Raw genomic sequence first — 12,815 nt, 5'->3', positions numbered from 1 at the left:
CACGATCCACGGCCGCGACTGACGTTTCCTCACGACCCGACCAACGAGCAGACAAGCCGACGGTCACTTGATCAACAACTTCTGTTAGGACCTCTAAGTGCGTTGTGGCAAACCGGATCTCGTTCGAAGCCTACGGCGCGGGTGATCATTCGGACAGGAATGCCGATGTGGTTGCGGGCATGAAAGAACGGGCCCCTTGGTAGTGACGCGGTTACGACACCAGCACGACCAAGGAAGCCCGTTGCCTGATCAGTTGAGCAGTATCTCTGCGTCTGCGTCCACCGCGGTCACCCTGGGCGTGACTGCTACGTGCACCGGTTCGGCTCGATCGCGCCGGGACGGCGGGCAGGCTGCTATCCCAGTGACATGACGGATGCGGAATGGTCCGAGGTCCGCGCCGCGATGCCGGTGCCGGCCTGGCTCCTCAAGCGGGGCGGGCGTCCGGAGGAGTTCTGCCACCGCGAGATGCTCGACGCGGTGCGCTACCTCGTCGACAACGGCGTGAAGTGGACGGCTCTGCCGGTCGATTTCCCGTACTGGCGGGCGGTCTACGACTTCTTCCGCCGCTGGCGGTCCTACGACTATGTGCGTGAACTGTACGAACGCCTGCGACGTTCGGCGAGGGATCGCGCAGGCCGCAACGCCGAGCCCAGTGGCGGGATCATCGACAGTCAGTCGGTGGACGCCTCCGAAACCGTCGGCGAGGACAGCCGCGGATACGACGGCGGCAAGTCACGTGACGGGCGCAAGCGCCACATCCTGACCGACACCGAGGGCCTGCTCCTGGAAGTGACTGTGACCACGGCCGATGTGCACGTCTCCAAGGCCGCCCCCGCACTGCTGGAGACATTCATGCAGCAGCCGGGCCGGCTGCTGAAGCTGGTGTGGGTCGACAGCGCCGACCAGGTTCCGGCGCTGGCGTAGGCGTTCGCCCGCCACGGCGTGCGCGTCGAGGTCGTGCGCCGCTTGGACGGGCGGCGCGGATTTGTCGTACTGGCCCGCAGGTGGGTGGTGGAGCGCACGCTGAGCTGGCTGGCCCGCTCCCGCCGCCTCAACCGTGTCAACTCGCAGTAGTGCTCGAAGCATGACCGGGCACACCACGACGGACAACGGCGGGGTTTCCGCCCACTGTGTGCAACGGGATCCTTTAATGGTTGTTGTCTTTCCGGCATTGAGGGCTGCGTTTCCACTGGTCAAGCATGGGGTCGGGGGTCTCGGGGAGTGGTGACGTGTCGAGTCGTCGCTCAGGTGGAGGTCGGGGATGCCGTCGGTCGTGGGGCTGCTGGAACAGCGTGAGCTGACCGCTCGCCGTCGCATGGACGAGCTGCGGGAGGAGGCCGACCGCATCCAGGCTGAGCTGGTCGTGGTCGAGCGGGAGTGGAACGAGTGGGTCATCGCCCGCTCGCGTGTCGGCGAGGTCCTGGCCCCGGGCGATGACGACGCCTGCGAGGAGCGGTCGGATCGCGGTGATCTGCCGGCAGCGCCCGGGACCTCGGGGGCCGCGAAGCCGAAATCGGTGGTGCCGATGTGGCGTGAGGGACTGGTCTGGTCGGCACTGTCGGCGGACTACCAGCGGATCCTTCAGGTTCTCGCGGACCGGAACCGTCTCGGTCAAGGACCGTTGACCTGCCAGGAGATGGCCGCCTGCTTCGGCCTGGACCCGGTGCTCGCGAAGATCGAGGCGTTGCGGTCGAAGGCGAAGCGGCTGGTGGCCCGGGGCTGGCTGGTCGAGTCGGCGCCGGGCCCGGTTCACGCCCGCGAAGAGCGTGGCCGGGCCAGGCGGCGGGTCAAAGGAGAGCGGCCCTGTTGGACCGTTCTTCCCCCGTCCCCGTCTATCCGACGAAGGAGCTGGTCAAGCGGCTCCAAGCGGGCAGATGTGAGCTGTGTCAGCAGGCGGATACGAACGTGGAAGTCCATCACGTCCGCCAGCTGGCCGATCTCGAACGGGCCGGGGACCCACCACCGGAATGGGTACGGATCATGACGTCCAAGCGCCGCAAATCCCTTGTGGTCTGCGGAGCTTGTCATGACGGTATCCACGGGAGGCGGGCCGCAGAAACGCTCACGTTGTAGTCACTGGAGAGCCGCGATGCCCGGAAACGGGCATGTCCGGTTCGGAGGGAGACCACGCGGAAAAGGGCCAGCTCACAGCTGGTACCTCGCCGCGTGGTCGACCCTACCCGGCATCTGATCGGTGACCGTCCCCACAGGCCGCGTGACCGAAGCTGTCACCCAAACCTGCAACAGACCGAAGAGCATGCGATCCGCCGTTGCATGAAGAGCGCGTGATGCGGCAGCCGCGCATCGCATACTTTGACTGTACTCTCGCCTTACAGTCAAAGCATTTTCCACTTCTGGTGACGCTGGCGCGTCACTTCACGGGCACTTTTATTCCGAACAGTTTTTCCGCATTTCGGAACGCAATTTTTTCCTTGGCTTCGCGTGGTAAATCGACTCCGCGGAACCAGTCGGTCTGCTCCTTTATGTCCGCGAACGGGTAGTCGGTTGCGAACATCACTCGATCCACGCTTATGTACTTCAGCAGGAGATCGAGCAGTTCGGTCTGGGGGAATGCGCTGGTTGTGACCCAGAAGTTGTCCTGGAAGTATTGCCCGATGGGCTTCTCGAGCGAGTCTTTGGTCGGCTCGCCCATGTCATTGACGATCCGCTCGTAGTAGAAGGGAAGACCTTCGCCCATGTGGCCGATGATGATTTTCAGTTTGGGGAATCTGTCGAAAACCCCGTACGCGATCATCCGAATGCATTGGGTCAGCACCTCCTGGTGCCAGCCATATCCAGACCCACTGAAGATGTAGTCTTGGTACTCTTCCGTGTATTTAGACTGTGTGGTGCTGTAGTAGATCTTGAAGACCTCGTCAGCTGGATAGCCGGGATGCAGGTAGATCGGCACATCGAGAGCAACGGCACGTGCCAGCACAGGCTCGAAATCGGGATGATCGAGATACTTCTTCGCGATGTGTCCGTTGGTCAGTGCGCCCAAGAAGCCATCTTCCCGAACCGAGCGTTCCAGTTCGTCCGCCGCCGCCTCCGGGCTCTGCAAGGGCAAGGTGGCGAAAGCCTTGAAGCGGCCCGGATATTTGGCGATTGGCCCGTCTACAAGTTGCCGGTTAAGACGATAGGCAAGGTCGATGCCCCTTTGCCCAGGGACATTTTGTACGGAGGGTGTATGAGCAGAGAGGATTTGAACGTTGAGTCCCCCCGCATCCATATCGCCGATGCGGCGTTGGCCTAGATCCGAAAGACCAGTTTCCTCAAGGAACGCTATGTGATCCTGATTGATGGAGTTCAGCTTCAACAGCGTGGGAGTCGTAAAGGTCTCCTCCGTGCCGATGAAGGGCAGGTCCCGGTCTCGCAATGCAATGTCCGGAGTCTTGTTCCCGTCCGCTGCCGAAACGGCGGCATACGCGGACACGCCGGCACCAGCGCCAAGTGCCGTGGCAGCGGCTAGAAAGCCGCGACGTCCCATAGACTTCATGTCAGTCTCTCTTCAGGTGTTTGTGTGGTGTGGTATCCGTACGGCTTCCGTCTGCGAGATGCTTCAGTTCGACCCTTCGTCGTTACCAGACGCGCCCAGGTGTCCGCCCACGCCGCGTCCCCCGCTTCGACCTCGACGCCAGCCACGCCGGTCCCGCCGAAACACTGCCAGCCGAGACCAGGGGTCTTCGCGTCCTGCTCGCGCACCGCGGCAGCGCCGCCCCGTACACGTCGGCGTGGTGCGCGATGGCAACGTTCTCCGGTGCGAATTGGGTCCCGGTCAGGAACGCCGTCTCGGTCAGGCCCGGATCGATCAACTGGCACCGGTACCCGTCCGAGCCGCCGCCCTCCGGCAGCGCGGGCGTTAGGCCTCGGCCATCCTCAAGTCGAGGAACCGCTCGCCGGCGCGCAGCGGCTGTGGTGGAGCTGACGACCCGCCCGCGTGCGCGCTGTGCGGGCCGGCTGCAGCGGGCCCCGCGCTGTTGTCGGCGTGCGACCCGCGGGCGGCGACAGGGAACGCCGTCGCCAGCGCCCTGGTGGCCGCCCCGAACCTCAACCGCCCGGGCGGCGCTTTCCCTGACGGCGCTGCGTCGACTGCCATCACTCGCCTCCTACATACGGGTTGCATCGCTTATCTGGATGCCTACTTCCTACCGAGCGAACCTGAGACGACCGTTAGGACCCGTCCTTAAACCGTCGCACTATCGGACCGAGTTCGTCGACCCACCCTCCTGGGCCGCCGCCCTCGGCAGTTTCGGCTTCACTCTCTTGACTGCGGCGGAACTCCTGTCCTCGCTGGAGGATGCAGACACTTCAGCTCTGTCCAAGGCGGAGTGGCGCCAGATCAAGCACTGGCAGCCCGCGACTCTTGGCGCGGCGATCTTCAACTCGTGGGACTGACGGGTCACTCAACCTGCGATGGCACGCGCTCAAGGTCCGGTGGCGCAGGACAACCGTTCCACTCGTCGGCGCGTACACCGAGGCCCGGCGCTCCAACAGAGACGTCATGCCAAGTGCCGTTGTGGAGGCTGCCGTTCGCCTGCCAGGCGGGCGATACGTCCCCCACCGTGATCGTGTGTCTGCACCGCCTGCGCCCCCGCCGCCGACAGGGCCTCCGCCTCCGAACCGATGGCAACGGGCGCGGGCGCGATGGGCCGACCGGCACGCTCTGCCAGGCCTCGGGTGGACCCGGTCCCACGCCTGGGCTTCGGCCTTGCCGTAGTTGGTGGTGTCGGTGACGGTGGTGATCGCCGCCTCGGGTCAGGTCTCGGGGTTGGCGAAGCGGAACTCCTTGCCGTGCTTCGGCGGTCGCCCGCCCTGGGGACAGGCCAGGGCGTACTCCTTGATCGAGGGCTTCGGCAGCCGCATCACCCGGTCGCTGCGGATCCGCCCCACCAGCCCGACAGGAGCCCTGATGCGACCCGGCCCGCAGGAGGGCGCTGTGGGAGATGTTCTCCGACCTGATGGACCTCGACGACGCCCACCGGTACGTCGCCGACCCGCTCGCCGGCATGGACGCCCGGTACGACCTGGGCGACGACCACCGGTTCGTCGCCACCCTGTGCCCGGACATGAAGTTGACGCTAGAGCGGCCCGACCCGGACGTCGTCACCACGGTGAACCGGTCGGCGGACCTGCTGCGTGAGGGGTGTGGGCTCCTGCTCGACCTCGTCGACCGCGTGGAGGCCCGCGACGCCGCGGCCGCGTGGAGCGGACGGGTCAACACCGTCACCGCCCGCACGGGCCGGGTGGACGTCGATGCGTTGCTCATCCGGCCCGACGGCCTCGTCGCCCGGGCCTTGCCCACCGGGCAGGACCTCGACGCCACCACGCTGGTGCGTGCGCTGGGCACATGGTTCGGCCGACCGGTCTGAGCACCGCATTAACAGTCGTCTCAGGTTCGCTCCGTAGGAAGTCGGCATCCAGATAAGCGATGCAACCCGTATGTAGGAGGCTAGTGATGGCAGTCGACGCAGCGCCGTCCGGGGGAGCGCCGGGGGGCCGGTTGGCGGGCCGGTGGGTGCCGTGGTTGGTGATTGGTTTGTGGTTGGTGCTGGCGGCGTTCATGGTGCCGCTGAGCGGAAAGTTGAGTTCGGTCACCACCGACAGCGCCGTGGACACCCTGCCGGCCGGTGCCGAGTCCACCAAGGTGGCAGCGCTGGACGACCGTCTCCCCGGCGGTGAGGACAGCACGTTCGTCTTCGTGTACCACCGGGCCGGCGGCATGACCGACGCCGACCGCGCGACGGTCGAGCGCCACTACGACACCCTTGCCAAGCGGTACCCGCCGAAGGCGACGGCTGCGGCCGGCGAGGACGACGAGGGCTCACCGACGAGCCTCTCCGCCGACCGCAAAGCAATGACGTTCACCCTCGAGGTGAGCACGGCCTACGGCCCACCGGAGGAGATCGTCGGCCCGTTGCGTGACGCCGCGAAGGACCGCCCCTCCGGTCTGGAACTGGACGTGACCGGCCCGGGCGCGATCGACGGCGACATGGATGCCGTCTTCGACGGCATCGACGTGCAGGTCCTCCTCACCACCATCGTCGTCGTCACGCTCCTGCTGATCCTCACCTACCGCAGCCCGGTGTTGTGGATCATCCCGCTGGTGGCCGTCGGCGCGGCCGCACTGACCTCGATGGGGACCGTCTACCTGCTCGTCAAGGGCTTCGGCATCGTGGTCAACGACCAGAACTCGGCGCTGCTGACGATCCTGGTGTTCGGCGTCGGCACGGACTACGCGCTGTTGCTCATCGCTCGATACCGGGAGGCACTGCACCACCATGAGAACGTCCGGGTCGCGATGGTTCAAGCGCTACGCGGCGCGGCGCCGGCCATCGTCGCGTCCGCGGCCACCGTGGTCGCCGGCCTGCTCTGCCTGCTCGTCGCGGACCTGAACAGCACCAGCGGGTTGGGTCCGATCGGTGCGGCCGGCATCCTGTGCGCGCTGGTGGCCATGCTGACGCTGTTCCCGGCGGTGCTCGTGGTGCTCGGCAGGCGGATCTTCTGGCCGGCCATCCCGCGGTTCAGCACGGCCGGGGTGGAGAAGCCGGGGCTGTGGGGACGGCTCGGCACCGCAATCAGCCGCCGCCGGTGGTTGGCGACGCTCGGCTCGCTCGGAGTCCTCGGCGTGCTCGCCCTCGGGCTGGCGGGCAACACCGGCGCCCTGCGGGAGCAGGACCAGTTCCTGTCCGCGCCGGAGTCGGTCACCGGCTTCACCGTTCTCCGCCAGCACTTCCCGGAGCTCGGCGGCCAGCCGATGGAGATATTCACGCGGCCGGCGCACCAGGAGCGGGTGCTCGACGTCGTCAAGGACACTCGCGGTGTGGCCCTGGCCATCCCGGAGCAGACCAGCGGTGGCTGGGCCAACATCTCCGTGTTCCCGAAGGACGCGCCGGACACCGCCGCGGAGTACGACACGATCAAGCGGGTGCGCACCGCCGTGCACGCGGTGAGCGGGGCGGAGGCGATCGTCGGCGGGCCGAGTGCGGAGAACCTCGACACCGAGGTGACCACCAAGCGCGACGAGAAGCTGGTGATCCCGCTGGTGCTCGCCGTCGTCCTGATCGTCCTCGGACTGCTGCTGCGCGCGATCCTGGCCCCGCTGGTCCTGATGTCCACCGTCATCGTCTCATTCGCCGCAGCCTTCGGCGGCAGCGTGTTCGTCTTCGACACGATCCTCGGGTTCAAGGGCATCGACTATTCGGTGCCGCTGCTGGCATTCCTGTTCCTGGTGGCGCTCGGCGTCGACTACAACATCTTCCTGACCAGCCGGGCCCGGGAGGAGACCGTGCGTCTCGGCACCAGAGAGGGCATGCTCAAAGCCCTCTCGGCCACCGGTGGCGTCATCACTTCGGCAGGCCTGGTCCTGGCGGCCACGTTCGGGGTCCTCGTCACACTTCCGCTGGTGATGCTGGTCGAGGTCGGGTTCCTGGTGGCCTTCGGCGTGCTGCTCGACGCCCTGCTGGTGCGGTCGGTCCTGGTGCCCGCCCTCACCTTGCTGATCGGCCGCCGGATGTGGTGGCCGAGCCGGCTGTCCCGTCCAGCGGCAAAGCTGCCGGACGGTCAACAGCCGCTCGCCGACGAGGAGGAGCCCGCGCTGCAGCGGTGAGCGCGGCGGCACGGACGAGATCCGGGACGGGGACCCAGGCCCGTCCCGGATCTTTGATGGGGCTCGACGGCCGCCGCCCTTTGGTCCTACGCCGTGCGGCCGGGGCTGGGGTCGCGCACCGCGGTGTCCTGCCTTGACGGTGAGCCGCGCGGGGCCATGCCCGAGGGCCGCCGTCCCTTGCCCCGCGCCGCGCCGCCGGGGCGGGTCAACACGCCGCGATGTCCTCCCCGGTGGTGAGCCGCGCGGGCGGGGCGGGCGGGGCCGCGGCCGGAAGGTCGATGCGAAGCAGCGCACCACCGCGTGCGGAGCGGGCGACGCTGGCCCGGCCGCCGTGGGCGTCGACGACCCGCTGCACGATCGACAGCCCCAGACCGGATCCCGGCAACGCCCGGGCGCTGTCGGCACGGTAGAACCGGTCGAACACCCGCGGTACGTCGGCGGCGTCGATGCCCGGCCCGGCGTCGTCGACCTCGAGCACCACCCACGCGTCCTCGGCACGGAGCCGGACCTGGACCGGCTGGTCCGCGGGGGACCACTTGCCAGCGTTGTCGATGAGGTTGAGCACCGCCCGCTCGAGCGCAGCGGGACGCCCGCTCACCCACACGGAGGTCACGTCGAGCGCGACCTCGACGTCGGGCGTGCGGGAACGTGCCCGGGTCGCGGCGGCCGCCACCACGTCGGCGAGGTCGAGCAGCTCGGTGTTCTCGTCGCTGACGTCACCGCGCGCCAGGTCGGTCAGCTCGGCGACAAGGGTGCTCAACTCGGCCACCTGGGCGCCGAGATCGGTCAGCAGCCGGGTCCGGCTCTCCGCCGGCAGTGCGCTGTCCAGGGTGCCGCGCCGATCGAGCCGGATCAGCAACTCGACGTTGAGGCGCAGGCTGGTGAGCGGGGTCTTGAGCTCGTGGGCGGCGTCCTCGGCGAGCAGCCGCTGTGCCCGCCGGGAGTCCCGGAGCGCGGCGAGCATGTCGTTGATCGACTGGATCAGCCGCCGGATCTCCCCACCGCCCTCATCCGGGATGCCGGCGTCGAGATCCCGGGTGTGCGCGACACGTACCGCGGCGGCGGTCAGCCGGTCGATCGGTGCCAGCCCGGTCCGCGCGACGGTCCGCCCGACAAGGGCGCCGCCCACCACGCAGAACAGCCCGATCAGCAGCATGCCGAACCCGAACTGGTTGATCGGGCTGTCGTCGGCGACCTGGACCACCTGGACCGCGCCCTCGCCCGCCCGCAGCGTGTAGATGAGGTAGCCGTCCTCGTCGCTGTCGTCCGACTCCATCAGGTCGGCCGACGCGCCCTGCGCCACGCGCCCGGCGTGCTCGCTGACGGGGGGCAGCGCGGGTTGGCCGGCCGGCGTCCGGGTCGAGCCGTCGGGCAGGATGACCCGCACCAGCCGACCGGATCCGGGATACGGCGGTAGCTGGACCTGCGCCAGACCGGCGCGCTGCGCGTTCGTCGCCAGGACGCGGGAGTCGGCGCGCAGCTGATTCTTGGCGCTGTCCTGCAGCTCCCAGCCCAGTAGTTGGCTGGCCACCTGGAAGGCCACGAACACGCTGACCGCGATGGCCGTCGCCGCGATCACCGTCAGCCTGCTCCGCAGGGACCGCCGGCGCCACCATCGGGTCAGCCGGCGCGGTTCCCGGCTGGCGGGCCTGCTCACGGAGGACTCTCCCGCAACGTGTATCCCAGGCCGCGCAGCGTGTAGATCAATCGCGGCTCACCCTCGGCCTCCATCTTGCGGCGCAGGTAGCTCACGTATACCTGGAGGTTGTTGGCGGTGGCGCTCATGTCGAAGCCCCAGATCGCCTCGAACAGCGCGTCGCGGGTCAAGACCCGGGTCGCGTTGCTCATGAGGACCTTTAGGAGGGAGAACTCGGTCCGGGTCAGGCGCAGCGGCCGCCCGCCCCGCCACGCCTCGAACCTGTCGGGATCGAGCCGGACGTCGGCGAACGACAGGATCTGCGACTCCCCGTCGGTCGGCGTGCGCCGGCGCAGCAGGGCCCGCACCCGGGCCAGCAACTCCTCGGTGGCGAACGGCTTGGGCAGGTAGTCGTCGGCGCCCGCGTCCAGCCCCGTGACCCGGTCGGAGACCTGGTCACGAGCGGTCAGCATCAGCACCGGCAGATCCCGACCCGCGGCCCGCAACCGCCGGCAGGTCTCCAACCCGCCGAGGCGAGGCATCATCACGTCGAGGATCAGCAGATCCAGCGTGTCGCCGTCGGCCCCAACGACCCCGTCGAGCACGGCGAAACCGTTGGCGACGGTGCTGGTGTCGTAACCCTCGACCTGGAGCACCCGCTCCAGCGACTCACGGATGGCCGCTTCATCATCCGCGATCATGATCCGCACGCCGGCTCGCCCCCTTCCAGTCGATGTTTTTGCCGCTCATTGTCCCCGATCAACCTGAGGCCAGGATTAGAGCGTCGCTGGGGACCGCGCTCTCAGGGCGTAGTGGCACAGGGGATCTCGTTCGAAGCCTGCGGTGCGGGTGATCATTCGGACAGAGATGCCGGTGTGCTCGTAGGCATGAAGAAACGGGCCCCTTGGTAATGACGTGGTTGTTGAGGCCGGTCACGAGCAAGGAGACCCGTTGTCTGACGAGTTGACCATCTCTGCCGTGCCCGCGTCCACTGCGGTCACTCCTGGGTGTGACTGCTACGTGCACCGGTTCGGTTCGATCGCTCCGGGACGGCGGGCGCGGTGCTATCCGCGTGACATGACGGATGCGGAGTGGGCCGAGGTCCGCTTCGCGATGCCCGTGACGGCGTGGCTGCTCAAGCGGGGCGGGCGTCCGGAGGCGTATTGCCATCGAGAGATGCTCGACGCTGTGCGCTACCTCGTCGACAACGGTGTGAAGTGGATGGCCCTGCCGGTCGACTTCCCGTACTGGTGGGCGGTCTACGACTTCTTCCGCCGCTGGCGGACCTGCGACTACGTGCGTGAACTGCACCAACGCCTGCGCCGCACGGCGAGGGAACGCACGGGCCGAGGCGCCGAGCCCAGTGCGGGAGTCATCGACAGTCAGTCGGTGGATGCCTCCGAGACCGTGGGCGAGGACAGCCGTGGTTACGACGGCGGCAAGTCACGTGACGGACGCAAGCTCCACGTCCTGACCGATACCGAGGGCCTGCTCCTGGAGGTCACCGTGACCACGGCCGACGTGCACGACTCCAAGGCCGCCCCCGCGCTGCTGGAGACGTACATGGACCAGCCGGGCCAGCTGCTGAAGCTGGTATGGGTCGACAGCGCCTACCAGGGTCCGGCCTTGGCGAAGGCGTTCGCCCGCCACGGCGTGCGCGTCGAGGTCGTACGCCGCTTGGACGGGCGGCGCGGATTTGTCGTCCTGGCCCGCAGGTGGGTGGTGGAGCGCACGCTGAGCTGGCTCTCCCGCTCACGCCGCCTCAACCGCGACCACGAACGCCGCCCCGATCACCACCAGCAGATGGTGTGGTGGGCCGCCGTGATCAGGCTGTCGAGGCGCCTGGCCGGGGACGCTCCGCACTGGCCGGACAAGCGCCCCGGCCGACTGCTGAAGGCGCGGGCATGAACCGTCCGTCCTCCGCCCGCACCAGCCAGCCCCGCTTCTCCAGCACATAGGCACGGTGCCGGATCTTCTCCACCTCGTTCTTGATCTCCGCCTCCCGGCCCACCGCCCGCGTCAGCTCCACCCCGTTCACCGGCCCCGAAGCAGCCACCACCGCGGCGAACACCTCCCGGTACAGGTCGCTGAGCACCTCCTCACCCATGCCCGACCGCCACACCGGCGGCCTCTCGCCATGCCCCGCGCCCAAACCGATCGATCCCCCGGCAGCAGCCGCCTCACGACCAGACGGCACGGAAGCCGGCGTATCAACCGGGCTCTCCTCCGCCAGCACCGACACCAGTTCCTCACGCCCCACCCGGGCACGCTCGACCCGCTCCCGCGCGGCATCCACCTCCGCCTGAGCCTGCTCCAGGACCTCTGTCCTGGACGCCAGATGCTGCCTCGCCCGCGCCTCACGCTGTTCCATCAACCCCAGCACCGACGGCATCGCACCCTCCTCGATCCACAACAAGCCGTCCGCTGCCTGCCCCTACTCCGCCGCGATCACGCCCCGCACACGAAGAAGCCGCTGCTCATCGAACAGGGACTCCCTTTGCCACAACGCACTAACTTTGCTGTCAAAGGACAGTTCGCCGGGGGCAGACAGGAAAGACCCCCTGAAGGGCTGGTGCACGGACAGCACGCCAACGCCCTGCTGGGCACCACCCCCGAGCCCACGGAGGCGCCTCTGATACGCACCACCAGCGAACCCTCCTGCCTTGACTTGCCTGACCCGGCGTACTTGGTCACCCCGCGCCACTTGGCCGGAGACGACCACGCACGCGCCGAGCCCCGAGCGGGCAGCGCGGCCGCCGCTCTCGCGATGGTCTCCAAGCTCGTCGAGTCCGCCCAGCAGCGCTGGCGAGCCGTGAACGCACCCCACCTCGTCGCACTCGTCCGGGCCGGAGCCCGCTTCGAACGCGGCCACCTCGTCGAACGCACCGAGACTCATGCCGCTTGAACAACCACAACCGAGCCACTGATCTTGACAATTACTCCGCGGGAGAGGGCATCATGGCCGGGCCCGGGCGCAGCCGTCTTGAGTCAGCCGGCCGCTTCGACGTACGACGCCAGGTTGGCCAGCGAGGAGGCGATCCCAGCTTCGTGGTCCGCTTGGTCGATGCCGGGTGGCACGTCCGTGGCGGTGACGGTCACCTCGGTCCCGTCACCGGCGGCGGCGAGGTGCCAGGTCATCGTCATGGTGCCCGCGTACGATGGGTCGTCGGCCTCGAACACCGCCCGCTGCACCACGCGCTCCGGTGGCACCAGGTCGGCGAACCCGACGTCGACGACATCCGTCGCATCAGAGGTCTTGCCGGGGCTGTCGGAGGAGTCGAGGTAGGTGAGAACCATCCGGAACCCGCCGCCAGGCCGGGGATCCCACCGCTCGACCCGCCCGCGCATGCCGTCCGGCGGCAACCAGGCCTCAAGCGACTCCCGGTCGAGGAGGGCGTCGTAGACAGTCGCCGGTGACGCCGCGATCACCCGGCTGGCGCGGTCGGTCCTGCTCATGGCCCGATCCTAGGACCAAAGACATTCCGCTGAGTCCATACTCATCGAACGACCCGCCGAAGAAACCAGCCAGGAATCAGGACGCGACCAACAAGTCGCATGGCACGCCGATCCACA

General features: G+C 68.0%; 9 protein-coding genes and 4 pseudogenes. 7 read left to right on the top strand and 6 right to left on the bottom strand.

What is annotated here, in order from left to right:
• Positions 1–366 precede the first annotated feature (366 nt).
• The 3 genes and pseudogenes from ACH4G3_RS18690 to ACH4G3_RS18680 all read left to right on the top strand — a co-directional run bounded on the left by ACH4G3_RS18690 (position 367) and on the right by ACH4G3_RS18680 (position 2,073).
• Positions 367–1,074: pseudogene (locus ACH4G3_RS18690) on the top strand (IS5 family transposase).
• Positions 1,075–1,261: 187 nt separating this feature from the next.
• A pseudogene (locus ACH4G3_RS18685) lies at positions 1,262–1,790 on the top strand (hypothetical protein); the annotation flags it as partial.
• Between the two features lie 115 nt (positions 1,791–1,905).
• The gene (locus ACH4G3_RS18680) at positions 1,906–2,073 is read left to right on the top strand and encodes an HNH endonuclease (RefSeq protein ID WP_397625487.1); all 168 of its coding nucleotides are present in this window, start codon (positions 1,906–1,908) and stop codon (positions 2,071–2,073) included.
• 298 nt (positions 2,074–2,371) lie between these two features.
• On the opposite strand, the gene ACH4G3_RS18675 is transcribed toward ACH4G3_RS18680, so the two are convergent.
• Complete coding sequence (locus tag ACH4G3_RS18675; protein ID WP_397625486.1) at positions 2,372–3,496, bottom strand: amidohydrolase family protein; 1,125 nt, start codon at positions 3,494–3,496, stop codon at positions 2,372–2,374.
• Positions 3,497–4,671: 1,175 nt separating this feature from the next.
• Positions 4,672–4,902: pseudogene (locus ACH4G3_RS18670) on the bottom strand (transposase); the annotation flags it as partial.
• Between the two features lie 41 nt (positions 4,903–4,943).
• Here ACH4G3_RS18670 and ACH4G3_RS18665 point away from each other — a divergent pair.
• Positions 4,944–5,369 carry an aromatic-ring hydroxylase C-terminal domain-containing protein gene (locus ACH4G3_RS18665; protein WP_397625485.1) on the top strand — a complete coding sequence of 142 codons (426 nt, stop codon included), beginning with the start codon at positions 4,944–4,946 and terminating at the stop codon, positions 5,367–5,369.
• Positions 5,370–5,455: 86 nt separating this feature from the next.
• Positions 5,456–7,606, top strand: coding sequence for an MMPL family transporter (locus ACH4G3_RS18660; protein WP_397625484.1), 2,151 nt, complete (start codon positions 5,456–5,458; stop codon positions 7,604–7,606).
• 205 nt (positions 7,607–7,811) lie between these two features.
• On the opposite strand, the gene ACH4G3_RS18655 is transcribed toward ACH4G3_RS18660, so the two are convergent.
• Together ACH4G3_RS18655 and ACH4G3_RS18650 are read right to left on the bottom strand one after the other, a co-directional pair.
• Entirely contained in the window at positions 7,812–9,263 is a 1,452-nt protein-coding gene (locus tag ACH4G3_RS18655; RefSeq protein ID WP_397625483.1) for a HAMP domain-containing sensor histidine kinase, read from the bottom strand.
• Positions 9,260–9,952 (bottom strand): response regulator transcription factor, encoded by a 693-nt coding sequence (locus ACH4G3_RS18650; protein WP_397625482.1) that lies wholly within the window; start codon positions 9,950–9,952, stop codon positions 9,260–9,262. The genes ACH4G3_RS18655 and ACH4G3_RS18650 overlap by 4 nt, the downstream gene beginning before the upstream one ends.
• A 367-nt stretch (positions 9,953–10,319) precedes the next feature.
• On the opposite strand from ACH4G3_RS18650, the gene ACH4G3_RS18645 reads away from it, so the two are divergent.
• Entirely contained in the window at positions 10,320–11,150 is an 831-nt protein-coding gene (locus ACH4G3_RS18645) for an IS5 family transposase (RefSeq protein WP_397625481.1), read from the top strand.
• Here the strand turns inward: ACH4G3_RS18645 and ACH4G3_RS18640 are convergent.
• Positions 11,068–11,634 carry a BAR domain-containing protein gene (locus tag ACH4G3_RS18640; RefSeq protein ID WP_397625480.1) on the bottom strand — a complete coding sequence of 189 codons (567 nt, stop codon included), beginning with the start codon at positions 11,632–11,634 and terminating at the stop codon, positions 11,068–11,070. The two genes, ACH4G3_RS18645 and ACH4G3_RS18640, sit on opposite strands and share 83 nt — an antisense overlap.
• 351 nt (positions 11,635–11,985) lie before the next feature.
• Between ACH4G3_RS18640 and ACH4G3_RS18635 the strand changes: the two are divergent.
• A pseudogene (locus tag ACH4G3_RS18635) lies at positions 11,986–12,147 on the top strand (IS256 family transposase); the annotation flags it as partial.
• An 83-nt stretch (positions 12,148–12,230) separates the two neighbouring features.
• Here the strand turns inward: ACH4G3_RS18635 and ACH4G3_RS18630 are convergent.
• Positions 12,231–12,698, bottom strand: coding sequence for an SRPBCC family protein (locus tag ACH4G3_RS18630; RefSeq protein ID WP_397625479.1), 468 nt, complete (start codon positions 12,696–12,698; stop codon positions 12,231–12,233).
• Positions 12,699–12,815 lie beyond the last annotated feature (117 nt).

This window comes from Streptomyces afghaniensis (genome assembly GCF_044327915.1).
GTDB lineage: Bacteria > Actinomycetota > Actinomycetes > Streptomycetales > Streptomycetaceae > Streptomyces > Streptomyces afghaniensis.
The sequence above is the reverse complement of the archived record's forward strand: the minus strand, read 5'-3'. Positions and strand labels throughout refer to the sequence as shown.

Bases quoted from the DNA above. Each gene is read 5' to 3' on its own strand.
- ACH4G3_RS18630 (WP_397625479.1), bottom strand. From the start codon at position 12,698: ATGAGCAGGACCGACCGCGCCAGCCGGGTGATCGCGGCGTCACCGGCG.
- ACH4G3_RS18645 (WP_397625481.1), top strand. From the start codon at position 10,320: ATGACGGATGCGGAGTGGGCCGAGGTCCGCTTCGCGATGCCCGTGACG.
- ACH4G3_RS18675 (WP_397625486.1), bottom strand. From the start codon at position 3,496: ATGAAGTCTATGGGACGTCGCGGCTTTCTAGCCGCTGCCACGGCACTT.
- ACH4G3_RS18660 (WP_397625484.1), top strand. From the start codon at position 5,456: ATGGCAGTCGACGCAGCGCCGTCCGGGGGAGCGCCGGGGGGCCGGTTG.
- ACH4G3_RS18640 (WP_397625480.1), bottom strand. From the start codon at position 11,634: ATGCCGTCGGTGCTGGGGTTGATGGAACAGCGTGAGGCGCGGGCGAGG.
- ACH4G3_RS18665 (WP_397625485.1), top strand. From the start codon at position 4,944: ATGTTCTCCGACCTGATGGACCTCGACGACGCCCACCGGTACGTCGCC.